Here is a 20,535-nt window from a genome sequence, read left to right as displayed (position 1 = left end):
CTTACGAACACACCACTGCGATCACCATGAACTTACAGGTCGGCTTTTTCTTCGCTGGCGCTGGCGCTGGGGCTGCGGTTTTCTTCTTGGTTGTGGTCGCGGCAGCTTTTTTGGTGGTTGATTTCTTGGTGGTGGCCTTCGGCGTGGTCTTGGTTGGCGCTTTCACCGCCACTGCGGCTTTTTCGCAGGTGTTTTCGGGTTCACTCAACAGCGCGCGATAGACCGCCTCGGTCGGCTCCATCTCACCGGGCTCGAGCTTTTTCGCCTCGTAATACGCGGCCATTGCGCGGCGCGAGCCGTTGCCCCAATCGCCATCAATCCGCATGCCATAGCAGCCGATCCGGTCGAGTTCGGTTTGCACGCCAAGCGCCATATTCTCGGGCAATGGCGCGTTCAGGCTGCGGGTGTCACTGTCCAGCGCGGCAAGCTGGGTATCGGCAACCCCCTGACCGATCACGGCAATACCGCCGGGGGGCGGTGCCAGTGCGGTGCTTTGATCAGCGACCACCTCAAACTCTGGCAGCACCTCGTCTACAACCGGGGCGTCTACAACCGGGGCTGCGGCCACCGGGGGCACAAAATAGAACTGCTCGCGCAGCGAAGATTGTTCCCACGGGGTTTGCTTGCCCCCGGTCGCGACCCCAACATCGTTGCGCACCTTGATCATCAGATCCGAGATATTCTGCCCCGGCTGGGCGATATGGGTCAGCAGCGCGGCGGTAAACGGGCTGTTGAGCGAGCCTTCGGTCTTGTCCCAAGCCACCTGACCGGGGGCGGTGGCGAAAGAGACAAACGTCCCCGCGCCGCCGTCAAACTGCGCCAAACCACCCGCCTCGGCAGCACCCCGCACCGCTTCGGGCAGCGGATTGTCACGACAGGCATCGACAAACAGCAAAAGCTGGTTGGTCTTGCCCTTCAACGCTTTTGCGATGTCATCCAGCCGCCAGGTTTCGGTATCCAGAGCCTTGGCATCAGCCAACCGTGCATTGACCGGGACCAGATGGTTGATGCCGTTTTTCTGAAACGCATGGCCTGCGTAGAAAAACAGCACGGTGTCAGCCTCATCGACTTGTGCCGCAAAGGTGCCCAGCACGGCCTGAAACACTGCAGGGCCAACGTCGGTCAGCAACGTCACCTCAAACCCCAGATTGCGCAGTGCATTCGACACGCCTTGCGCATCTTCCACCGGCGTATTCAGCCCAGGCAAGACGGCATAGGCCTGATTGCCGACCACCAACGCCAGCTTGCGACCCGCAGCTTCCGCAGCCGCTGGCAGCAGCGCCAGCGTCAAGATGCCAAACAGGCAAAGCCGCAAAAATTGCGAGAGTCGATCAAACATCAGCACAACCCATTTTTCGAAATTAGCCGCAGTTTACCCGAAAACCGCCTTTCAGGAAAGGATTCAGTTCTGACCGCCGTGGTTGGATGTCCTGCGCTCAGGCCTCGGGCGAGTCTGTATCACTGCCGCCACTGAGTTTCAGATTGCGCGCGTCGCGGGCCAAAGCCTCGTAACGATCGCGGAAAGCCTCAAGGGTCTTTTCGTCCAGCTCTTCCAGATCCAGCAGCGCGTTATGCGCGCCGTTGGTGGCGCGGATCAGCTCATCCAGTTTCAACTGAATGGCTTGGGTGTCGCGGTTCTGGGTGTTCTGGATCAGGAACACCATCAGAAAGGTGACAATCGTGGTGCCGGTGTTGATCACCAACTGCCAAGTGTCTGAATAGCCGAACAAAGGCCCGGTGATGACCCAGACCACAATCACCCCGCAGGCCAGCATGAAGGTGCTGGGCCGCCCGCAATAGCGCGAGACTGCCTTTGCAAGCCCGGTGTATCCTGTCCCTGCCATCGGGTTATTCCTTGTTTAATGCAATGCGCAGCGCATCGGCATAGCTGAGGTTATGATCAAAGCGCCCGCTGTCCAGAAAGATCATGGTTTCAGCGATCACCACCGGGTTCAGCATCATGAATGTATGGGTGACCGGAAGGGCGATCTGATCGCTCATGCCCGCAAGATAGGTGCTGGCGACCGAAACCTTGCCATCATCAGGGCCGGGAATCACCACCGAGGTGAGCGGGTTCAGCGATTGCGTGCCGGCGATCACGCCCACCGGGTAATCGGGCGCGGGCAGCTCCTGCGGCACAGCGCCGGGGTCGGTGCCAAGCTGCAACCCTGCCGGGCCGTTCATCCACTCAAACGCGGCATTTTCGCCAAAGGTATCGACGAGCTCTGATCCGTGATTGGGCGGGCCAAGCATCACCACGCGGCCCATCTGATCGGGCTTGTGGCTGGCCAGCCAATAGCGCGCAAGAATGCCGCCCATCGAATGGGTGACAAAATCCACCCGCGCGCCTTTGGGACATTGCGCGACGCGACTGCCCACTCCGGCGGCAAGTTCGGCAATAGGCGCTTCGGTGGAAGCGTAGCTTTCGTTGATCACAACGTGGCCCTTGGCCTCTAACGCGGCCTGCATCGCGACCAGAGAGGTCTCGGTGCGGGCCAGCCCATGCAGCAGAACCACGCAATCGGCCTGAGCAGAGCCATTCTGCGCAAACACCGCGAACAGGATAAAAATCATCGTTTTTCTCATGGCCGCATTAAAGCGCATCTTATGTGCAGGGCAAGCGGGGTTTGCGGCTTGTGTCCGCGCATCTGGCTGGTAGAAATCAGGCGTCCGGGGGCAACCTCGGGCATTCTCAGGGCGGGGTGAAACTCCCCACCGGCGGTATAGCCCGCGAGCGCTCCTGCGGAACTGACGTTTCGGTTGAGGTCAGCAGATCCGGTGTAACTCCGGGGCCGACGGTATAGTCCGGATGAAAGAGAATGCGCGCAGCCTGCCCGTTTTGCGGGGGGTGTTGGCGTGTCATGTCCCCCTGATTGATGTTGGTCTTGAAGGAGGACAGACATGAATCAGACGAATATTGCGCCACTGAAGGGCGCTGCGTTCATGGTGCTGGCAGGCGTGGCCTTTGCGGCGGCCAATGCGATCACCTGGACCGTCACCTACAAGATGGGCTTCAAGCCGCAATCGGATGCGTTCTGGCAATATGCCATCGCGACGCTGTTCTCTGTGCCGTTTATCTGGCGGCAGGGGGTGGCAAGTATGAAGACCCGCCACCCGTGGCTGCATGGCTTCAGAATCGTGCTGTCGGTTTTGGGCGTGCAGGCCTTCACCCAGGCTTTCGCGGCAGGCATGGCACCGTGGCATGTGGTGGCTTTGGTGATGACCTCGCCGTTCTTCGTGATGATCGGGGCGGCGGTGTTTTTGCGCGAACGGGTGGGCGCAAACCGCTGGCTGGCGGCAGGGATCGGCTTTGCCGGTGCGATGATCCTGCTGCGACCGTGGGAGGGGGCTTTGAGCCTTGCCACGCTGTATCCGGTTGCCGCGGCAATCTGCTGGGGCGGGGCATCCCTGATCACCAAGCGGCTGACCGCGACCGAGCCGCAAACCGCCATCACGATGTGGCTGTTGTTGCTGCTGACGCCGATCAACGGGCTGTTCTCGCTGCACGCCGGGTTTGAAATGCCGACCGGAAGCGTGCTTGGCCTGCTGATCCTTGGCGGGGCGATCATGTATGCCGCCCAGCATTTCCTGACGCTGGCTTATGCCAGTGCCGATGCCGGGTTTGTGCAGCCGTTTGATGATCTGAAGCTGTTCTCCAACATCGCGGTCAGCTGGCTGGTGTTGGGCTTCGCGCCGGAAGGTGCCTATTGGTTGGGCGTCGCCCTGATCCTTGCGGGCTCGATGTATCTGTTGTGGTCAGAACGGCAGGGCCAAAACCGTCCCATCGCGGTATAGGGTCTTGACCTTGCGGCACGGGCGCTTCAGCCTGAGGCCATGTCCAGACGCCCGACCCGTATCGCCACCCGCGCGCTGATCTTGCACGAAGATCGGTTGCTTTTGGTCAACGCCTATCCCGGTGTGCGCTCTGATCTGTGGTGCGCGCCGGGGGGTGGGGTTGAATCCGGCACCTCGCTGCCCGTCAACCTTGCGCGTGAAGTGCATGAGGAAACCGGGCTGTCCGTCAACGTCGGCCCCCCCGCCCTGATCAACGAATTCCACGATCCGGTGTCAGGCTTTCATCAGGTTGACATCTTTTTCCGCTGCACCGTCACGGCGGGGGCGATCAATGCCAGTTGGCGCGACCCGGAGGGTGTTGTCACCCAACGCCGCTTCTTCAGCCGTGCCGATCTTGAGGCAGGTCGCATCCGCTTCAAACCTGACAGCCTGATTGCCACCGCCTGGGGCACTGGCATCCTCTATGATCCGCTGGAAGTCATCGTCAGATGAGCCGCGCCTTTGTGAAAGAAGGCGACGGCGATCTGGATCCGCTGCCCGATCTGCCGCTGTCGCCGCATCCGAACTACGTCACGCCCCGAGGCTTGAACGCCCTGCAATCGCGGCTGCGCGATCTGCAAACCACGCTGACCGCGCTGAAAGCCCGATCCGAGCGGCTGGATAAACTGCCCGAAGCCGCCGCCGAACGCGATATCCGCTATATCGAGGCCCGCCTGCGCACAGCCATCCTGATCGATCCCACCACGCTGCCCCTTACCGAAGTGGCCTTCGGCCTTGCCGTCACAGTCACCGACGACGACGGCCAACACATCACCTATGAGATCACCGGAGAGGACGAGGCCGACGCGCCACTGCACCGCATCGCCCCGCAATCGCCGCTCGCCCGTGCGCTGATCGGCGCTCGGGTAGGGGATGCGGTGGTCTGGCGCAAACCTTCCGGCCCTGTCAGCTTGGAAATCCTGAGAATAAGCCATGCTGATCCGTGAGTTAGACCCCATCCGCGATCTCGCGGCCCTCACCACCCTGCAAACCGAGGCGCAAGATTACTGGCTGCTGGCCGATGGCCATTGCAACCCCGCGCAAAAGGCTACCGAATTTTTCACCGACTGCCCGCCGAACTGCGACCCGGCGCAGACCCATCGACTTGGGCTGTTTCACGACGGCAAACTCAGCGGAATAGCCGAACTCTCCTTCGGTTTCCCCGCGCCAAACGACGCCTACCTCGGCCTGATGCTGCTCGCCCCCCGCCTGCGCGGAAGCGGTGCTGGCCCAATCCTGCTGGCCGAGATTGAGTCCCGAGCCCGCGCCGCACAATCGCCAACGCTGTATCTCGCCGTGCTAGAGGCCAACCCTCGCGGCCGCGCCTTCTGGCAGCGCATGGGTTTCAAACCCACAGGCGTCACAGGCCATGATGCGGATACCGGCCACACCCTGCACCGCTTGGCGAAGCCTTTGCGCCCTTAACTCAGCGCGTAATTGAAATGCCCCGTCCACCAGCCATGATCACTGGAGAACCGCGCGGCAAGTTTGATCAGCCCGGCAATAATCCCAAGCGGCCCCAACACCAGCGCCGCAGTCTTCAACCCGCCGGGTTCGTTCAATCTGGCAACTTGCGTTAAAATAACCCCCAGCAGCACGGTCATCGCAGCGTCCAGCACCAGATTCATCCAGACAAGCGTTTCGGGATCATACTCATCCGCCGTGATGGTGATCGCATTGAACGCACCGAACAGCAGCACGATGCTCATACCTATCACCACATAGGCGTTGGTTTTTGCCTGTTTTGCAGGATCGGCCATTTCAAAACCTTTCAGAGTTGGAATGGCGAATTCTGGACACAACATAAACCTTTTGGCAAAAGAAAATCGCGCCGCGCCCCCGCGCCTTCATCCAAAGCCCCCAATAAAATCCCCTTACCCCACCGCCTGTGGCAAGCGCCCACCGCGCGTCAGCGCTCAAGGGCCTTGCGGCGTAAGCCGCGCAATCAGATCACCCTTCAAGGCCCATTCACAACGCAAAAGAAAAGGGCGCGGCTTTCGCCACGCCCTTCCCGATCTCAATCCAGAGTGCTGGATTACATCATGCCGTCCATGCCGCCCATGCCGCCCATTCCGCCGCCCATGCCGCCAGCAGCGCCTTTGGGTTCCGGACGATCAGCGATCATCGCTTCGGTGGTGATCAGCAGCGATGCAACCGAAGCTGCATCTTCCAGCGCGGTCCGCACGACTTTCGCCGGATCGATCACGCCGAATGCGAACATGTCGCCATATTCTTCGGTCTGAGCGTTGAAGCCGAAGGTCACGTCGGTCGACTCGCGGACTTTGCCAGCCACAACAGCGCCATCAACACCGGCGTTCTGTGCGATCTGACGCAGCGGAGCCTCCAGTGCCTTACGGACGATGTTGATGCCGTTGGTCTGGTCCGGGTTCGCCCCAACCATGCCTTCCAGCACTTTGCCAGCTTGGATCAACGCCACACCGCCGCCAACAACGATGCCTTCTTGCACGGCCGCACGGGTCGCGTTCAAAGCGTCGTCAACGCGGTCTTTGCGCTCTTTGACTTCGATTTCGGTCATGCCGCCAACTTTGATGACAGCAACGCCGCCAGCCAGTTTCGCCACACGCTCTTGCAGTTTTTCGCGGTCGTAGTCCGAAGTGGTTTCTTCGATCTGAGTGCGGATCTGCGAAACACGGGCTTCGATCTCGGCCTTGACGCCAGCGCCATCAATGATGGTGGTGTTGTCTTTGGTGATCGAGACTTTCTTGGCTTTGCCGAGCATGTCGATCGTGACCGACTCCAGCTTCATACCCAGATCTTCCGAGATCACCTGACCGCCGGTCAGAACTGCGATGTCTTGCAGCATGGCTTTGCGACGATCGCCGAAGCCCGGAGCTTTCACAGCTGCGATTTTCAGACCGCCGCGCAGCTTGTTGACCACGAGGGTCGCAAGCGCTTCGCCTTCAACATCTTCCGAGATGATCAGCAGCGGGCGCTGCGATTGGATCACGGCTTCCAGCAACGGCACCATCGGCTGCAGCGACGAGAGTTTTTTCTCGTGCAGCAGGATCAGCACGTCTTCCAGATCGACAATCATCTTGTCAGCATTGGTGACGAAGTAGGGCGACAGATAGCCACGGTCGAACTGCATGCCTTCGACAACGGTGGTTTCGGTTTCCAGACCCTTGTTTTCTTCAACAGTGATCACGCCTTCGTTGCCGACTTTCTGCATCGCGTCAGCGATTTGACGACCGATTTCAGCTTCGCCGTTGGCGGAAATGGTGCCAACCTGCGCAACTTCTGCGGTGTCTTTCACCGGACGTGCAGCCGCTTTGATCGCAGCGACAACCTTGGTGGTCGCCATGTCGATACCGCGCTTCAGATCCATCGGGTTCATGCCAGCTGCAACAGCTTTCATGCCCTCTTTGATGATCGCTTGTGCCAGAACGGTCGCGGTGGTGGTGCCGTCGCCAGCCTCATCATTGGTGCGGGAAGCGACTTCCTTCACCATTTGCGCGCCCATGTTCTCGAACTTGTCGGACAGTTCGATTTCTTTGGCAACCGTCACACCGTCTTTGGTGATGCGCGGTGCGCCGAAGGATTTGTCGATCACAACGTTACGGCCTTTCGGGCCGAGCGTTACTTTGACAGCGTCAGCCAAGATGTTCACGCCGCGCAGCATGCGGTCGCGGGCATCGGACTCAAAACGTACGTCTTTTGCAGCCATGGTGCAAACTCCTCTAATCGGTTGGATTGGAAAGCGGGCTCAGGCGCCAAATCATTTCAGCAGCCGAGCCCTCCCCCTCAGGAAATGATCCCGAGGATATCGCTTTCTTTCATGATCAGCAGATCTTCGCCGTCAAGTTTCACTTCGGTGCCCGACCATTTGCCGAACAGGATCTTGTCGCCAGCTTTAACCGACGGAGCGATCAGCTCGCCACTGTCCTTGCGTGCGCCCGGACCTGCCGAGACGATTTCGCCCTCAGCCGGTTTTTCTTTGGCGCTATCGGGGATGATCAGCCCGCCCTTGGTTTTGTCTTCGCCTTCGATACGACGGACCAATACGCGGTCATGCAGCGGTGTGAATGCCATCTGGTTACACTCCCTTGAGTTTCCAGGTTTGAATAAGATTAGCACTCATATTCCCTGAGTGCTAACGACGCTTGAGTTAGGCCCTCTGCCCTTCACAGTCAACACCAACTTGCGCAAATTTTTTGCGACAAGGGATCAGATCGGCGGCCAAGTTCCGCCGGAAACCGGGCGTTCGGGCTTGGCCTTGCGCGCAAGGCATGTAACCCTTGGCACTTAGCAAAAGCAGGATCCCATGCGCCCAATTTCAGCTTTCTTTGCGGCCCTGTTGGCCTTTACGCAACCCGCGCTGGCCGAATGTCAGGGGCAAAACCTGATCAACGCCCTGTCGCCCGAAGCCCAGACCACGCTGCGCATCGAGGCTGCAAAACAGCCTTACGCCATCGGCAATTATTGGCTGGCGACCAAGGGCACGGAAGAAATCACCCTGATCGGCACCTATCATTTCGACGATCCGCGCCATGCTGCCACACTCGCAGCCCTGACCCCCGCACTGGACAGTGCCAAAATCCTGCTGGTCGAGGCCGGGCCGAAAGAGCAGGAATCGCTGAAAGCCCGCATGGCCGACGATCCTGCACTGATCGTCAACACCGATGGCCCGACCCTTGCCGAACTGCTGTCGCCCACCGATTGGCAACATCTGCGCGATGCGGCCGCGGCCCGTGGGGTGCCCAGTTTCATGATTGCGAAATTCCGCCCGTGGTATGTTTCGGTCCTGCTGGCGATGCCACCCTGCAGCATGGATATCGCCACCATGCCCGAGGGGCTTGATGCGCAACTGATCGCGGCTGCCGACGCGCGCGATCTGCCCGTCGAGGCGCTGGAAGCCTATGACACGCTGTTTTCGATCTTCGGGGGGATGTCACAGTCCGAGCAGATCGACATGATCACCTCTGCCCTCGCGCTGGAAGAAAAATCCGCCGATATGGCCGTCACCCTTGCCGATGCCTATTTCGCCGAAGAAGGCCGCCTGATCTGGGAGTTTTCCAAGCAGCAATCGCTGCAAATGCCCGGTTTCACCCCCGAACGGGTCGAGCGTGAATTTGCCGTGATGGAAAAGGCGATGATGAACGACCGCAACCAAGCCTGGATTCCGGTGATCGAAGCGGCAGCCGCGAAAGGCCCGGTGCTGGCAGCTTTCGGCGCACTGCATCTGTCGGGCGAGCAAGGGGTGTTGAAGCTGTTGCAGGATGAGGGCTATAGCATAACCCGTCTGTCCCTAACGCCGTAAAGGTCTGTTATGAAACGATTGCTTACATTCGTCGTCGTCATCGCCCTCGCCGTTCTGGGTGCCGGTGGCTACCGCTATTACGCTTGGGTCAACAATACCGCAGGCGAGCCGGACCCGTTTGATGAGGTGGGCATCGACCTGCATCAGATGATGCCCGGCTTTGTGCAAGACTGGGGCTGCGGCAAGCTGAAAGAGAATTTCGGCGACAAAACCCTGCCGCCCTATGGCTGCCAATCGGACACCCAACCGGGGAAATGGCAGTAACCACCCCGGCTTTTGCACGGGGCCGCGACCTTGCGACCCCGTGACAATCCGCCACCCCGCCCCTATAAGCCGGGCAAATTCCACTCGTGAAGGTTTGCCCCATGACCACTCTCGTTTTCGGCCACAAATCCCCCGACACCGATTCCACCGGATCGCCGCTGATCTGGGCATGGTATCTGTCCGAAGTGCGCAACACTCCGGCAAAAGCCGTTCTGCTGGGCACGCCGAACACCGAAGCCGCCTTCATGCTGAAGCATTGGGGTTTTGAGCAACCCGAAATCATCAGCGATGTGGCCGCCGACGACAAAGTGGTGATCGTCGATACCAACAACCCGGCAGAACTGCCGCCCTCGATCAACTCCGCAAAGATCCAAGCCATCATCGACCATCACATGCTGGTCGGGGGCCTCAAAACCAACACGCCAATCGACATCACCATCCGCCCCTTGGCCTGCACCGCCACCATCATGCACGATCTGATAGGCAGCGATCTAGCCCGCGCCCCGCGTGAGATCAAAGGTGCGATGTTGACCTGTATCCTGTCCGATACGATGGAATTCCGCAGCCCCACCACCACCCCGCACGACCGCGCTGTGGCCGAGGCTTTGGCCGCCGATCTGCGCGTCTCGATCCCGGAATTCGCTGCCGAGATGTTTGCCGCGAAATCCGACGTGTCGGCGTTCTCGGAAACCGCTTTGCTGCGGATGGACAGCAAGGAATACAACGTTGCGGGGAAAGAGTTGCGCATTTCGGTGCTGGAAACCACCTCTCCGGCGACGGTGCTCAGTCGCAAAGATGCCCTGATGGCCGCGATGCCCGGCGTCGCCGCCGAGGATGGCGCAGAGCAAGTGCTGCTGTTTGTCATCGACATTCTGAACGAAGAAGCCACCCTGCTGGTGCCGAACGATCTGGTGCGTCAGATGGCCGAGGCCTCGTTCGGCGTGATCGTCTCGGGCGATACCGTGGTGATCCCCGGCCTGATGAGCCGCAAAAAGCAGATCATTCCGGCGCTGAAGCTTTAAGCCGAACGCATTGCCCAAGGGGCCGGAGCCGATCCGGCCCCTTGGTGTTTGTATATAAGTGACACCGTAGTCCCTGCCAAAAGGCCGCCACATGACCCAGATCATCGCAAATCTGTCGCAAATCTCGGCCCGCTATGACGCGTTGTTCTGCGACCTTTGGGGTTGCCTGCACAATGGTGTGGCCCCTTTTCCGGCAGCGGTTACCGCCTTGCAAGCCTTCCGCGCCAAAGGCGGAAAGGTAATCCTTCTCACCAATGCGCCGCGCCCGAAATCCAGCATTGTCAAACAGTTGGATGCTATGACGGTGCCGCGCGATGCGTGGGATGATGTCGTCACCTCGGGCGATGCCGCGCAATATGCCATGCTGACCGGGGCGGTCGGGCATAAGGTGCATTTCATTGGTGCACCGAAAGACGAGGTGTTCTTCACCGATTTCGCCGAAGATCTGCAAGCCATCGCCGCCGCCAATCCGCCGATCACCCGCGTGGCCACCAAAGACGCCGAGGGTCTTGTGGTGACGGGTCTGGTGGATGATCTGACCGAAACGCCCGAGGATTACCGCGCCACCCTGCTGCTGGCGAAAAACCTTGGCTTGCCCATGCTTTGCGCCAACCCTGACATCATCGTGCATTGGGGTGACAAGCTGCTGTATTGCGCGGGTGCGCTGGCGAAAGAATACGAAAGCATGGGCGGCACGGCACTCTATTTCGGCAAACCGCATCCGCCGATTTATGATCTGGCGCGGCGGCGTTTGCAGGCCCTGGGCGGCGCAGAGGATGCCCGGATCCTCTGCATCGGCGATGGTATCCATACTGATGTGCAGGGCGCGATTGGGGAAAGCCTTGATGCGCTTTTCGTCACCGGCGGCATCGCGCATGACAGCTTTGGCGCGGATTCCAACAATCCAGACAAGGACTTGCTGGAAGATTGGCTAGAGCAGGCCATGCTGTCGCCCAGCTACAGCATTGGCCATTTGCGCTGACGTCCTCGCAATAAAATTACCACATAGGTCGCATCTGCGCACAAATACTTCGCTTTGGATTTGCGCCGCAGCGCAGCATCTGCTACGCTGCACCAGCACAACCAAGGGATTCGACCCATGCTTGATAACCACCCGCGCGGCACCATCTGCATCGAAGACCTTGAAATCGGCATGGTGCGCACGTTGCAAAAAACCATAACCGACCGCGATATCGAACTTTTTGCCGAGGTTTCGACCGACCGTAACCCCGTCCATCTGGATGAAGCTTATGCGCAAGAGACATTTTTCCAGGGCCGCATCGCCCACGGCATGCTGACCGCCGGGCTGATTTCAGCGGTGATTGGCGAACAGCTTCCCGGTCATGGCACTGTTTATCTTGGACAATCCCTAAAATTCCTCGCCCCCGTCCGCCCCGGTGATTGCGTTGAAGCGGTGGTGAAAGTGCTTAGTATCGACCATTCCCGTCGCCGCGTGACCCTTGAAACCCATTGCGCGGTGGGCAATACCGTGGTTCTGAAAGGTGAAGCGCTGGTTCTGGCGCCAAGCCGCAAGTTCGACTAGGGGCGTCCGCCGCCCCACACCGGGGTAGCATGCAAATAAACCAGCATTGGCAAGGGCTTGACCCTGACACACGCGGCGCCTCGGTGGCGATGGGCAACTTTGATGGCGTGCATCTGGGCCATCAATCGGTGATCGACCTCGCCCGCCCGCATGGCCCCTTGGGCATCGTCACCTTTGAGCCCCACCCGCGCGAATATTTCGCCCCCGCCGCCCCGCCGTTCCGGTTGATGAACGCCGAGGCCCGCAGCAATCGCCTTGCCAAGCTGGACGTTAAGCACCTGTTCCAACTGCCCTTTAATGCGGAAATGGCCAGCTTTACGCCCGATGATTTCGCCCGTCTGGTGCTGGCGGAAGGTCTTGGTGTGGCGCATGTCGTGGTGGGGGCTGATTTCTGCTTTGGCAAAGGCCGCAGCGGCAAGGCGGCTGATCTGCAAGCGCTTGGGCAGACATACGGATTCGGCGTCACCATCGCCGATCTGGTGAAAACCGATGGCCGCGAGATTTCCTCCACCGCGATCCGCCAAGCGCTGACCGATGGTCGCCCCCGCGATGCCGCGTCGATGCTCGGTCATTGGCACCGCATTGATGGCGAGGTGATCCACGGCGAAAAACGCGGGCGCGAGTTGGGCTATCCGACCGCGAATATGTCGGTGCAGGGCCTGCATCTGCCGAAACTTGGCGTTTATGCTGTAAAGGTCGATGTTCTGACGGGCCCGCAACTTGGCAGCTATCACGGCGCGGCCTCGCTTGGCGTGCGACCGATGTTCGGCGAAAACACCCCGAACCTTGAGACATATATCTTTGATTTCAAAGGTGATCTCTACGGCCAGCACGTCTCAATCGGCCTTGTTGACTACCTGCGCCCCGAGATGAAATTCGATGGCCTGCCCGGCCTGATGGACCAAATGGCCGCCGATGTGACCCGCGCGCGCGAAATCCTCACCACACTCTAGCCCTTCCCTTTTCCGCGCCCGCACGTCATTTTGCAGCCATGACAAACCTGCGCCCGAAATTCTGGGAAACCGTTCCCCTGTCGAAAATGACCACCCCGGAATGGGAGGCGCTTTGCGATGGCTGCGGCAAATGCTGCCTGAACAAGATCGAGTATGAAGACACCGGTGAGGTCGAATACACCCGCGTCGCCTGTCGCTTGCTGGACAATGAAACCTGCCGTTGCAGCAACTATGCCCGCAGGTTTGAGTTTGTGCCAGAATGTATTCGCCTCAATCCCAAGACGTTGAAAAAGATCAGCTATTGGCTGCCCGCCACCTGCGCCTACAAGCTGTTGCAGCAAGGCAAACCTTTGCCCGACTGGCATCCTTTGCGCACCGGCGACCCGGATTCGACCCACACCTCCGGCCAGTCGATGCGCGGCCAGACCGTTTCCGAAGCCGCGGTGTCGGAAGATGATTGGGACGATTATATCATTCAGGAAGATCTCTGATGTATTTCACTTCTGACAACGCCTCGGGCGCGCATCCCGAGATTTTGGCCGCCCTCGCCCGCGCCAATGACGGCTTTGCCCGCAGCTATGGTGCCGATGCGATCATGGATCGGGTGACGGCGCAGGTACGTGAAGTGTTCCAGCATCCCGAGGCTGCGGTCTACCTTGTGGCCACCGGAACCGTCGCCAATGCGTTGTCTTTGGCGATCTATAGCAAGCCTTGGTCGGCGGTGTTTGCTCATTCAGACGCCCATATCGCCACCGACGAATGCGGTGCGCCCGAATTCTACACCGATGGCGCCAAGCTGATCGGCGTGCCCGGTGATCATGGCAAGATGACGCCGGATAGCCTTGCGCAAACCATTGGCCGGATTGGTGAAGTCGGCGTGCACGGCGTGCAGCGCGGCATGGTCTCGATCACCAATGTCACCGAGGCAGGCACGGTTTACACCCCCTCCGAGGTCGCCGCCTTGACGGCTGTGGCCAAGCAATGGGGCCTGCCCTGCCATCTTGACGGCGCGCGCTTTGCCAATTCTCTGGTCGCCACCGGGGCGAGTGCGGCAGAGATGACATGGCAGGCGGGCATTGATGTGGTCTCCTTCGGCGGCACCAAAAACGGCTGTCTCGGGGTGGAAGCCGTGGTGATGTTCGATCCCGAAAAGGCATGGGAGTTTGAGTTGCGCCGCAAGCGGGCGGGACATCTGGTCTCAAAGCACCGATACCTCTCGGCGCAGATGGAGGCCTATTTGACGGATGATCTGTGGCTGCGGCTGGCCACCCATGCCAATGCGATGGGGGCACGGTTGGCGCAGGGCGTGGCCGGGGCTGGCGCGCGGCATCAGCACCCGGCGCAGGCCAATATGATGTTCCCGGAATGGGCGATCGGCACGCATCAGCGGTTGGAGGCTGCGGGTGCTGCCTATTACCAGATGCCCGCGCAGCCGGGGATGGAGGCCGCGCGGCTGGTCACCTCATGGAACACCACCGAGGCGGAAGTCGATCAGTTTCTGGCCGTTCTGCGGGGCTAAGCGGCGTCCAGATGCGCCTGAACGCTTGCAGCAATGCTGGCGGCATGGGTGATCGCCACCATATGCCCCGCCTTTGGCACCACCAACCGCGAGGCTTGCGGCAGGCGTAGCGCCAGGGCGCGATGTACCGCGTCCATGATCTCGGGGCTGTCAGCGCCCTCGATCAGCAGAACGGGCACATCGACCGCTTCCAGCCCACCGGGGCGTAAGATGCCCGCAGCATCGTCAAGCAATGCCGGATTCTGCGCCACGATCAGATGGATACGATCCACCATATAGGCGCGGGTGCGCTCTGGCAGATCGGACAAACGCTCGCCCGAACCCCAATGGCTGTGGAACAAGGCGGCTGCGGCTTCGCGATCCCCGACCGCAACCAGTTCGGCAAAGCCAAGGTGATCAGTGCGGAAACGCTCATACGCGGCAGCATCGACGGCACGGCCAGCGGCGAAAATTACCGGCTCCACCAGCGTCAGGCTGCGCACCAGATCGGGGCGCTCCACCGCGATGCGCAGCGCAACTGTGCCGCCAAAGCTGTGGCCCATCAGGTCAATCGCGGCCCCCTGCCCCAGATTTTCTGCCATCGCAATCGACTGCGCGGTGGCAAGGCTGTGCATGTCGGTGCCGGGTTGCCAATCCTCTGCCCGACCATGCCCCGGCGCGTCGGTGGCAGTGATGCTGACACCCTCAAGCCCTGCGGCCAGCCCCGACCACGCCCCGGCATGGGCCAGAGAGCAATGCAGCGCCAGAACCGGGCGGTCGCCGCCACGATGCCATGTGCGATGCGGTGGCAGGGCGATATGGTGCAGATCTTCGGGCATTCAGAGCTTTCCAGACAGGTGCAGATCAAGGTCTTCAAGGCGGTCCTGCCCCCAGAACCGCTGATCGCCGACGATATAGAACGGCACGCCGAATACACCGCGCGCGACGGCTTCCTCAAGGTTATCCGTATAGGTTTCCGCCGCCATCAGCATGTATTTGTCGGCGATTTTCGGATCAAAGCCGTAGGTGGCAAGGATGTCTTGCACCACCTCATCCTCGGCAATATTGCGCCCCTCGGCCCAAACGGCACGGGGGAAGGCCTGCACCAGACCGCCAAGATCGCCGCCGCCCGCTTTGGCCGCAGCGATGATCGCATAGGACGCAGGCGCGGGGTTGACCGGGAAATGGACGGGTTGCAAATCCAGCTTCAACCCCAGCCGCGCCGACCAGCGCCGCAGCTCTTGCAGGCGGTAGGTTTTGCGGGAGTCGTGGCGGTCCGCCAGCACTTGGCCGCCCATGCGTGGGAACAGCGCGGGGGCGTTCAGCGGAACATAGCGGATGCTGGCGCCGTGCCGCGCTGCGATTTGCTCCAGCCTGTTGCCCGCCAGGTAACAATAGGGCGAGATTGGCGCTAAGTAGTAGTCGATCTGTGGCATTTCATCCGCCCCCAAGGCTTCAAGGTTTGCAAGACCCTAGCCGGGTGATAAGCGGTGTCAACAATCCGAATCTGGCCCCCGGAGATCCCCATGCCCGCTATGACTGAGCCGAAACTGATTTCCGGCAACGCAAATCTATCCCTCGCGAAATCCATCGCCCGCCGTATGTCGATGCATCGCGGCATGTCGGTCAATCTGGTCGATGCAAGGATTGAACGTTTCAACGATGCCGAGATTTTCGTTGAGGTGTTCGAGAATGTGCGCGGCGAGGATATGTACATCATCCAGCCGACCTCGAACCCGGCCAACGACAATCTGATGGAACTGTTGATCATGACCGACGCGCTGCGGCGGTCTTCGGCAGATCGGATCACCGCCGTGATCCCGTATTTCGGCTATGCCCGGCAAGATCGCCGTGCCAAGGCCCGCACGCCGATCACTGCCAAGCTGGTGGCCAATATGATCGCCGAGGCCGGGGTGGACCGGGTGTTGACGCTGGATCTGCATGCGGCGCAGATTCAGGGGTTTTTCGATATTCCGGTGGACAACCTTTATGCCTCGCCGGTGTTCGCTTTGGATATCGAGCATCACTTCAAGGATCAGATGCAGGATCTGATGGTGGTCTCGCCCGACGTCGGCGGTGTGGCGCGGGCGCGGGAATTGGCGAAGCGGATCAATGCGCCGCTGGCCATCGTGGACAAGCGGCGTGAGAAAGCCGGTGAGATTGCCGAGATGATCGTGATCGGGAATGTCGAGGGCAAGAAGTGCATCATTGTGGACGATATCTGCGACACCGCTGGAACGCTGTGCAAGGCGGCTGAGGTGTTGATGGAGAATGGCGCGACCGAGGTGCACTCCTATATCACCCACGGGGTTCTGTCGGGGCCTGCGGTGGAGCGAGTGACGAATTCGGTGATGAAATCCTTGGTGATCACGGATTCGATTGAACCGACCGAGGCGGTGAAGAACTGCCCTAACATTCGGATCGTGCCGACCGCGCCGATTTTTGCGCAGGCGATCTTGAATATCTGGAACGGGACGAGCGTTTCGTCGCTGTTTGAGACCGATACTTTGGTGCCGATTTATGAAGGCATGTATCAGCGGGGCTGATCTCAGCCAAAGCGGATAAAGGAAAGGTCCCAACTCGGGACCTTTTTTATTTGTTTTGGATCAATGGGTTGGGGTAATGGAATTAAGGGATTGTTAACGTTTGTCTCTGAGACCCCGAACCGAGAGAAAACTCTGCGGGGCAGAGTTTTTCGGTTCGTTGCTCAAAAGGCTGCAAGCCGTTGAGCAAGGGGCGTTGGGCAGCAAGCCGAGATAGGAGAAATCGGGGCGCGCCTGACTGGGCTGGTGCGGAAACGCGCCTGCCGAGGGCAGGCAGGCGCGGCCCGATTTGTTTTCGAACAAATCCTGCAAGGCACCCTCAATACAACTGCCAGTCATCCTCGCTTGCCGCTGAGCCCATCGCGATCCAATCCGCCCGCACCCTAGCCACCCGCGTATCGCCCCAAGTGCGGAACACCAGATGGAAGCCGGTCTCGGTGATGTTCTCCGCCGTAATATCGGCGCGCGAGGTGTGTTTGTGGTCGATGTCCCACATCGAGATCGAGGCCATCACGCTGGGGGCCTCGGTAAAGGCTTCTTTGAACGTCACCACATGGCGGCTTTCGCGCGCGCCCTGCCCTGTCCACATCACCCCGCCATCGGCAAAGTCTGAGAACAGGACGCGGCTGCCCTGTTGAATGCCGATGGTATTGGAGGTGATGCGTTTCATGCGGACTCGGGGTTCAATGACTGCAACGTAGCAATGAATTTCGGCGAAACTAGGTTAATTCCGGGTTAAGGCCAGCGCCATTGCCAGATTTTTGTTGAAACTTCCAACAGTTAAACCGCAAACCCGCCCAAATGAAAAGGCCCCGACAAAGCGGGGCCTGATCCATTCTGTCGCAGCCAGCCTAGAAGCCAGCGGCGGTGCGCATCGCGATCAGATCGGCCATCGCCTTGTCGGCAGCGTCCTTGTCAACCGCAACCGCGGTGGCCTCGGATGCGTCAGCGATCAGTTGATCCATCAGCGCGGGTGTCAGCTCTTCCACCGGAACCGCACGCTCGGCCAAAACCGAAACATGGGTCGCGCTGATGTCAGCAAAACCACCGGTGACGACGAAGGATTTGGCACCCTCGGGTCCCACGACTTTCAGCACGCCGGGGCGCAGGGTGGTGATGGTGGGGGCATGCCCCGCCATCGCCGTCAGATCGCCCTCAGCGCCGGGGATTTGCACCTCGGTCGCGGCCACGGACGCCAGACGGCGTTCGGGCGAGACGAGGTCAAATTGCAGCGTTTCAGCCATGATGCCCCCTTAGGCCGCAGCAGCGGCAAGACGCTGTGCTTTGGCTTTCACGTCCTCGATGCCGCCAACCATGTAGAAGGCTGCTTCCGGCAAATGGTCGTACTCGCCCGCCACAACGGCTTTGAACGACGCAATGGTGACATCCAGCGGAACCTGCACGCCATCCGAGCCGGTGAAGACTTTTGCCACGTCGAACGGCTGCGACAGGAAACGCTCCAGCTTACGCGCACGGGCAACGGCGGTTTTGTCTTCTTCCGACAATTCGTCCATGCCCAAGATCGCGATGATGTCTTGCAGCGACTTGTAGCGCTGCAGCACCTTCTGCACGTCAGTTGCAACCTTGTAGTGGTCTTCGCCGATGATCAGCGGGTCGAGCAGGCGCGAGGTCGAACCGAGCGGGTCCACAGCCGGATAGATGCCTTTTTCCGAGATCGAGCGATCCAGAACCGTGGTTGCGTCCAAGTGCGCAAACGAGGTTGCCGGTGCAGGGTCGGTCAAGTCATCGGCAGGAACGTAGACGGCTTGCACCGAAGTGATCGAGCCGTTCTTGGTCGAGGTGATGCGTTCCTGCATCATGCCCATGTCGGTCGCCAGCGTCGGCTGATAGCCCACTGCGGACGGGATACGACCCAGCAGAGCCGACACTTCCGAACCAGCTTGGGTAAAGCGGAAGATGTTGTCGACGAAGAACAACACGTCGGTGCCGGTCTCATCGCGGAACTGTTCTGCCATGGTCAGACCCGACAGAGCGATCCGCATCCGCGCGCCCGGCGGTTCGTTCATCTGGCCGTACACCAGCGCGATTTTCGACTTCGACAGGTCTTCGAGGTCGATAACGCCGGATTCGATCATCTCGTGGTAAAGGTCGTTGCCTTCACGCGTCCGCTCGCCCACGCCAGCAAACACCGACACGCCCGAGTGCACTTTTGCGATGTTGTTGATCAATTCCATGATCAAAACGGTCTTGCCCACGCCAGCGCCGCCGAACAGGCCGATCTTGCCGCCCTTGGTGTAGGGGGCCAGCAGGTCGATCACCTTGATGCCGGTCACAAGGATCTGGCTTTCGGTGGCTTGTTCTGCAAAGCCCGGAGCTTTCTGGTGGATAGAGCGGGTTTCGGTCGCGTTGACCGGACCACGTTCGTCCACCGGCTCGCCGATCACGTTCATGATGCGGCCCAGCGTGGCCTTGCCAACCGGAACCTGAATCGGAGCGCCGGTGTCAGACACCGGAGCGCCGCGCACCAGACCTTCGGTTGCATCCATCGCCACGGCGCGGACGGTGTTTTCGCCAAGATGCTGGGCCACTTCGAGAACCAGTTTCTTGCCGTTGTTGTCAGTGATCAGTGCGTTCAGAATTGCGGGAAGTTCGCCCGTGAACTGCACGTCAACCACGGCGCCGATCACCTGAGTGACCTTGCCTGCCGTGGCAGCTGCTTTCGGTGCTTTTGCCATGTTGTTTCTCCGGTTCCTTACAGCGCTTCCGCGCCCGAAATGATTTCGATAAGCTCTTTGGTGATCGCAGCCTGACGCGAGCGGTTGTAGATCGTGGTGTACTTGGTGATCATCTCGCCTGCGTTGCGGGTCGCGTTGTCCATCGCACTCATACGCGCACCTTGTTCAGACGCGCCATTTTCCAGCAATGCCGTGAAGATCTGCGTGGCGACGCCGCGCGGCAGCAGGTCAGCCAGAATGGCTTCTTCGCTGGGCTCGTAGTCGTACAAGGCAGACACTGCACCCGCTTCATACTGCGCAGGGATGACCTGCTGTGCGGTCGGGATCTGGCTGATCACCGACTGGAAGCGGTTGTAGAACAGCGTCACTACATCGCATTCGCCCGCTGCAAAGCGTGCCAACACGTCGCGCGCGATGTTTTGCGCGTTGGCATAGCCAATGCGTTTCACATCCGACAGATCAACATGGCCAACCATATTGGCGGCAAAGTCGCGCCGCAGCTGTTCGCGGCCTTTTTTGCCAACGGTCAGGATTTGCACGGTTTTGCCAGCTGCCAGCAACGCGTTGGCCTTCGCGCGGGCAAGCCGCACGATGGTCGAGTTAAAGCCGCCGCAAAGCCCGCGCTCTGAGGTCATCACGACCAACAGATGCACCTGATCGCTGCCCGTCCCGGCAAGCAGCCGGGGCGCGCTGGAGGATTGACCGACCGAGGCTGCAAGCCCGCCCATCACCGCATTCATCCGCTCGGCATAGGGCCGGGCAGCTTCAGCGGCTTCTTGGGCGCGGCGCAGTTTTGCCGCAGAAACCATCTGCATCGCCTTGGTGATCTTGCGGGTATTCTTGATACTCGCGATCTTGTTTTTTAGCGTCTTAAGGCTGGGCATGCGTTATCTCCCCTGCCCCG

The 20,535-nt window shown here is 60.1% G+C and carries 25 protein-coding genes and 1 riboswitch; of the genes, 13 read left to right on the top strand and 12 right to left on the bottom strand.

From position 1 onward, the window contains the following. Position 1: 1 nt before the first annotated feature. The 3 genes from U1A24_RS03965 to U1A24_RS03955 form a co-directional block, all read right to left on the bottom strand. A complete protein-coding gene (locus U1A24_RS03965) occupies positions 2-1,339 on the bottom strand; it encodes a caspase family protein (protein ID WP_322320689.1) in 1,338 nt (445 codons plus the stop codon). A gap of 97 nt (positions 1,340-1,436) precedes the next feature. Beyond that, a complete protein-coding gene (locus tag U1A24_RS03960; protein WP_322320688.1) occupies positions 1,437-1,844 on the bottom strand; it encodes a low affinity iron permease family protein in 408 nt (135 codons plus the stop codon). A gap of 4 nt (positions 1,845-1,848) precedes the next feature. Continuing rightward, positions 1,849-2,586, bottom strand: coding sequence for an alpha/beta hydrolase (locus tag U1A24_RS03955; protein ID WP_322320687.1), 738 nt, complete (start codon positions 2,584-2,586; stop codon positions 1,849-1,851). A 98-nt stretch (positions 2,587-2,684) separates the two neighbouring features. Continuing rightward, a riboswitch (FMN riboswitch) is annotated at positions 2,685-2,825 on the top strand. Positions 2,826-2,901: 76 nt separating this feature from the next. On the opposite strand from U1A24_RS03955, the gene U1A24_RS03950 reads away from it, so the two are divergent. From U1A24_RS03950 to U1A24_RS03935, 4 genes are read left to right on the top strand one after another with little or no spacing between them, the layout of a single operon-like run. Then, positions 2,902-3,795, top strand: a complete 894-nt coding sequence (locus U1A24_RS03950; protein WP_322320686.1) for a DMT family transporter — start codon at positions 2,902-2,904, stop codon at positions 3,793-3,795. A 39-nt stretch (positions 3,796-3,834) separates the two neighbouring features. Beyond that, positions 3,835-4,287 carry an NUDIX domain-containing protein gene (locus U1A24_RS03945; protein ID WP_322320685.1) on the top strand — a complete coding sequence of 151 codons (453 nt, stop codon included), beginning with the start codon at positions 3,835-3,837 and terminating at the stop codon, positions 4,285-4,287. Continuing rightward, complete coding sequence (locus U1A24_RS03940) at positions 4,284-4,781, top strand: GreA/GreB family elongation factor (protein ID WP_322320684.1); 498 nt, start codon at positions 4,284-4,286, stop codon at positions 4,779-4,781. The genes U1A24_RS03945 and U1A24_RS03940 overlap by 4 nt, the downstream gene beginning before the upstream one ends. Further along, positions 4,768-5,259 carry a GNAT family N-acetyltransferase gene (locus tag U1A24_RS03935; protein ID WP_322320683.1) on the top strand — a complete coding sequence of 164 codons (492 nt, stop codon included), beginning with the start codon at positions 4,768-4,770 and terminating at the stop codon, positions 5,257-5,259. Before U1A24_RS03940 ends, U1A24_RS03935 begins: the two co-directional genes overlap by 14 nt. Here the strand turns inward: U1A24_RS03935 and U1A24_RS03930 are convergent. From U1A24_RS03930 to U1A24_RS03920, 3 genes are all read right to left on the bottom strand, one after another. After that, entirely contained in the window at positions 5,256-5,594 is a 339-nt protein-coding gene (locus U1A24_RS03930; protein WP_322320682.1) for a hypothetical protein, read from the bottom strand. The two genes, U1A24_RS03935 and U1A24_RS03930, sit on opposite strands and share 4 nt — an antisense overlap. A 275-nt stretch (positions 5,595-5,869) precedes the next feature. Continuing rightward, positions 5,870-7,519 carry a chaperonin GroEL gene (gene groL / locus U1A24_RS03925; protein WP_322320681.1) on the bottom strand — a complete coding sequence of 550 codons (1,650 nt, stop codon included), beginning with the start codon at positions 7,517-7,519 and terminating at the stop codon, positions 5,870-5,872. Between the two features lie 77 nt (positions 7,520-7,596). Beyond that, positions 7,597-7,884, bottom strand: a complete 288-nt coding sequence (locus U1A24_RS03920) for a co-chaperone GroES (RefSeq protein ID WP_054006994.1) — start codon at positions 7,882-7,884, stop codon at positions 7,597-7,599. A 232-nt stretch (positions 7,885-8,116) separates the two neighbouring features. On the opposite strand from U1A24_RS03920, the gene U1A24_RS03915 reads away from it, so the two are divergent. From U1A24_RS03915 to U1A24_RS03880, 8 genes are all read left to right on the top strand, one after another. Beyond that, a complete protein-coding gene (locus U1A24_RS03915) occupies positions 8,117-9,112 on the top strand; it encodes a TraB/GumN family protein (RefSeq protein WP_322320680.1) in 996 nt (331 codons plus the stop codon). Between the two features lie 9 nt (positions 9,113-9,121). After that, positions 9,122-9,376, top strand: coding sequence for a hypothetical protein (locus U1A24_RS03910; RefSeq protein WP_322320679.1), 255 nt, complete (start codon positions 9,122-9,124; stop codon positions 9,374-9,376). A 101-nt stretch (positions 9,377-9,477) separates the two neighbouring features. Continuing rightward, entirely contained in the window at positions 9,478-10,398 is a 921-nt protein-coding gene (locus U1A24_RS03905; RefSeq protein ID WP_322320678.1) for a manganese-dependent inorganic pyrophosphatase, read from the top strand. Between the two features lie 91 nt (positions 10,399-10,489). Then, positions 10,490-11,380, top strand: coding sequence for a TIGR01459 family HAD-type hydrolase (locus U1A24_RS03900; RefSeq protein ID WP_322320677.1), 891 nt, complete (start codon positions 10,490-10,492; stop codon positions 11,378-11,380). Between the two features lie 117 nt (positions 11,381-11,497). Then, on the top strand, positions 11,498-11,941 hold the full coding sequence (locus tag U1A24_RS03895; protein ID WP_322320676.1) for a MaoC family dehydratase: 444 nt from the start codon (positions 11,498-11,500) through the stop codon (positions 11,939-11,941). Between the two features lie 29 nt (positions 11,942-11,970). Beyond that, positions 11,971-12,894 carry a bifunctional riboflavin kinase/FAD synthetase gene (locus U1A24_RS03890; protein WP_322320675.1) on the top strand — a complete coding sequence of 308 codons (924 nt, stop codon included), beginning with the start codon at positions 11,971-11,973 and terminating at the stop codon, positions 12,892-12,894. 38 nt (positions 12,895-12,932) lie between these two features. Beyond that, on the top strand, positions 12,933-13,385 hold the full coding sequence (locus tag U1A24_RS03885) for a YcgN family cysteine cluster protein (RefSeq protein ID WP_322320674.1): 453 nt from the start codon (positions 12,933-12,935) through the stop codon (positions 13,383-13,385). Then, a complete protein-coding gene (locus U1A24_RS03880) occupies positions 13,385-14,413 on the top strand; it encodes a low specificity L-threonine aldolase (protein WP_322320673.1) in 1,029 nt (342 codons plus the stop codon). The genes U1A24_RS03885 and U1A24_RS03880 overlap by 1 nt, the downstream gene beginning before the upstream one ends. Here the strand turns inward: U1A24_RS03880 and U1A24_RS03875 are convergent. Together U1A24_RS03875 and U1A24_RS03870 are read right to left on the bottom strand one after the other, a co-directional pair. Then, on the bottom strand, positions 14,410-15,231 hold the full coding sequence (locus tag U1A24_RS03875; protein ID WP_322320672.1) for an alpha/beta fold hydrolase: 822 nt from the start codon (positions 15,229-15,231) through the stop codon (positions 14,410-14,412). The genes U1A24_RS03880 and U1A24_RS03875 overlap by 4 nt on opposite strands. After that, positions 15,232-15,828 carry a 2-hydroxychromene-2-carboxylate isomerase gene (locus U1A24_RS03870; RefSeq protein ID WP_322320671.1) on the bottom strand — a complete coding sequence of 199 codons (597 nt, stop codon included), beginning with the start codon at positions 15,826-15,828 and terminating at the stop codon, positions 15,232-15,234. It lies immediately after the preceding gene. Positions 15,829-15,918: 90 nt separating this feature from the next. Between U1A24_RS03870 and U1A24_RS03865 the strand changes: the two genes are divergently transcribed. After that, positions 15,919-16,938 (top strand): ribose-phosphate pyrophosphokinase, encoded by a 1,020-nt coding sequence (locus U1A24_RS03865; RefSeq protein WP_322320670.1) that lies wholly within the window; start codon positions 15,919-15,921, stop codon positions 16,936-16,938. 316 nt (positions 16,939-17,254) lie between these two features. Here U1A24_RS03865 and U1A24_RS03860 read toward each other — a convergent pair whose 3' ends face one another. The 4 genes from U1A24_RS03860 to U1A24_RS03845 form a co-directional block, all read right to left on the bottom strand. After that, a complete protein-coding gene (locus U1A24_RS03860) occupies positions 17,255-17,605 on the bottom strand; it encodes an H-type lectin domain-containing protein (RefSeq protein WP_322320669.1) in 351 nt (116 codons plus the stop codon). A 181-nt stretch (positions 17,606-17,786) separates the two neighbouring features. Further along, positions 17,787-18,179 (bottom strand): F0F1 ATP synthase subunit epsilon, encoded by a 393-nt coding sequence (locus U1A24_RS03855; RefSeq protein ID WP_322320668.1) that lies wholly within the window; start codon positions 18,177-18,179, stop codon positions 17,787-17,789. Between the two features lie 9 nt (positions 18,180-18,188). Further along, positions 18,189-19,631, bottom strand: a complete 1,443-nt coding sequence (gene atpD / locus U1A24_RS03850; protein ID WP_322320667.1) for a F0F1 ATP synthase subunit beta — start codon at positions 19,629-19,631, stop codon at positions 18,189-18,191. A gap of 17 nt (positions 19,632-19,648) precedes the next feature. Then, positions 19,649-20,515 (bottom strand): F0F1 ATP synthase subunit gamma, encoded by an 867-nt coding sequence (locus U1A24_RS03845; protein WP_322320666.1) that lies wholly within the window; start codon positions 20,513-20,515, stop codon positions 19,649-19,651. Between the last annotated feature and the right edge of the window lie 20 nt (positions 20,516-20,535).

This window comes from Cypionkella sp. (genome assembly GCF_034376685.1).
Classification (GTDB): Bacteria; Pseudomonadota; Alphaproteobacteria; order Rhodobacterales; family Rhodobacteraceae; genus Cypionkella.
This window is presented reverse-complemented; position numbering and strand designations above follow the sequence as displayed.

Excerpts from the sequence above, each read along its gene's own strand:
- U1A24_RS03965 (WP_322320689.1), bottom strand. The coding sequence starts at position 1,339 with ATGTTTGATCGACTCTCGCAATTTTTGCGGCTTTGCCTGTTTGGCATC.
- U1A24_RS03960 (WP_322320688.1), bottom strand. The coding sequence starts at position 1,844 with ATGGCAGGGACAGGATACACCGGGCTTGCAAAGGCAGTCTCGCGCTAT.
- U1A24_RS03955 (WP_322320687.1), bottom strand. The coding sequence starts at position 2,586 with ATGAGAAAAACGATGATTTTTATCCTGTTCGCGGTGTTTGCGCAGAAT.
- U1A24_RS03950 (WP_322320686.1), top strand. The coding sequence starts at position 2,902 with ATGAATCAGACGAATATTGCGCCACTGAAGGGCGCTGCGTTCATGGTG.
- U1A24_RS03945 (WP_322320685.1), top strand. The coding sequence starts at position 3,835 with ATGTCCAGACGCCCGACCCGTATCGCCACCCGCGCGCTGATCTTGCAC.
- U1A24_RS03940 (WP_322320684.1), top strand. The coding sequence starts at position 4,284 with ATGAGCCGCGCCTTTGTGAAAGAAGGCGACGGCGATCTGGATCCGCTG.
- U1A24_RS03935 (WP_322320683.1), top strand. The coding sequence starts at position 4,768 with ATGCTGATCCGTGAGTTAGACCCCATCCGCGATCTCGCGGCCCTCACC.
- U1A24_RS03930 (WP_322320682.1), bottom strand. The coding sequence starts at position 5,594 with ATGGCCGATCCTGCAAAACAGGCAAAAACCAACGCCTATGTGGTGATA.
- groL (WP_322320681.1), bottom strand. The coding sequence starts at position 7,519 with ATGGCTGCAAAAGACGTACGTTTTGAGTCCGATGCCCGCGACCGCATG.
- U1A24_RS03920 (WP_054006994.1), bottom strand. The coding sequence starts at position 7,884 with ATGGCATTCACACCGCTGCATGACCGCGTATTGGTCCGTCGTATCGAA.
- U1A24_RS03915 (WP_322320680.1), top strand. The coding sequence starts at position 8,117 with ATGCGCCCAATTTCAGCTTTCTTTGCGGCCCTGTTGGCCTTTACGCAA.
- U1A24_RS03910 (WP_322320679.1), top strand. The coding sequence starts at position 9,122 with ATGAAACGATTGCTTACATTCGTCGTCGTCATCGCCCTCGCCGTTCTG.
- U1A24_RS03905 (WP_322320678.1), top strand. The coding sequence starts at position 9,478 with ATGACCACTCTCGTTTTCGGCCACAAATCCCCCGACACCGATTCCACC.
- U1A24_RS03900 (WP_322320677.1), top strand. The coding sequence starts at position 10,490 with ATGACCCAGATCATCGCAAATCTGTCGCAAATCTCGGCCCGCTATGAC.
- U1A24_RS03895 (WP_322320676.1), top strand. The coding sequence starts at position 11,498 with ATGCTTGATAACCACCCGCGCGGCACCATCTGCATCGAAGACCTTGAA.
- U1A24_RS03890 (WP_322320675.1), top strand. The coding sequence starts at position 11,971 with ATGCAAATAAACCAGCATTGGCAAGGGCTTGACCCTGACACACGCGGC.
- U1A24_RS03885 (WP_322320674.1), top strand. The coding sequence starts at position 12,933 with ATGACAAACCTGCGCCCGAAATTCTGGGAAACCGTTCCCCTGTCGAAA.
- U1A24_RS03880 (WP_322320673.1), top strand. The coding sequence starts at position 13,385 with ATGTATTTCACTTCTGACAACGCCTCGGGCGCGCATCCCGAGATTTTG.
- U1A24_RS03875 (WP_322320672.1), bottom strand. The coding sequence starts at position 15,231 with ATGCCCGAAGATCTGCACCATATCGCCCTGCCACCGCATCGCACATGG.
- U1A24_RS03870 (WP_322320671.1), bottom strand. The coding sequence starts at position 15,828 with ATGCCACAGATCGACTACTACTTAGCGCCAATCTCGCCCTATTGTTAC.
- U1A24_RS03865 (WP_322320670.1), top strand. The coding sequence starts at position 15,919 with ATGCCCGCTATGACTGAGCCGAAACTGATTTCCGGCAACGCAAATCTA.
- U1A24_RS03860 (WP_322320669.1), bottom strand. The coding sequence starts at position 17,605 with ATGAAACGCATCACCTCCAATACCATCGGCATTCAACAGGGCAGCCGC.
- U1A24_RS03855 (WP_322320668.1), bottom strand. The coding sequence starts at position 18,179 with ATGGCTGAAACGCTGCAATTTGACCTCGTCTCGCCCGAACGCCGTCTG.
- atpD (WP_322320667.1), bottom strand. The coding sequence starts at position 19,631 with ATGGCAAAAGCACCGAAAGCAGCTGCCACGGCAGGCAAGGTCACTCAG.
- U1A24_RS03845 (WP_322320666.1), bottom strand. The coding sequence starts at position 20,515 with ATGCCCAGCCTTAAGACGCTAAAAAACAAGATCGCGAGTATCAAGAAT.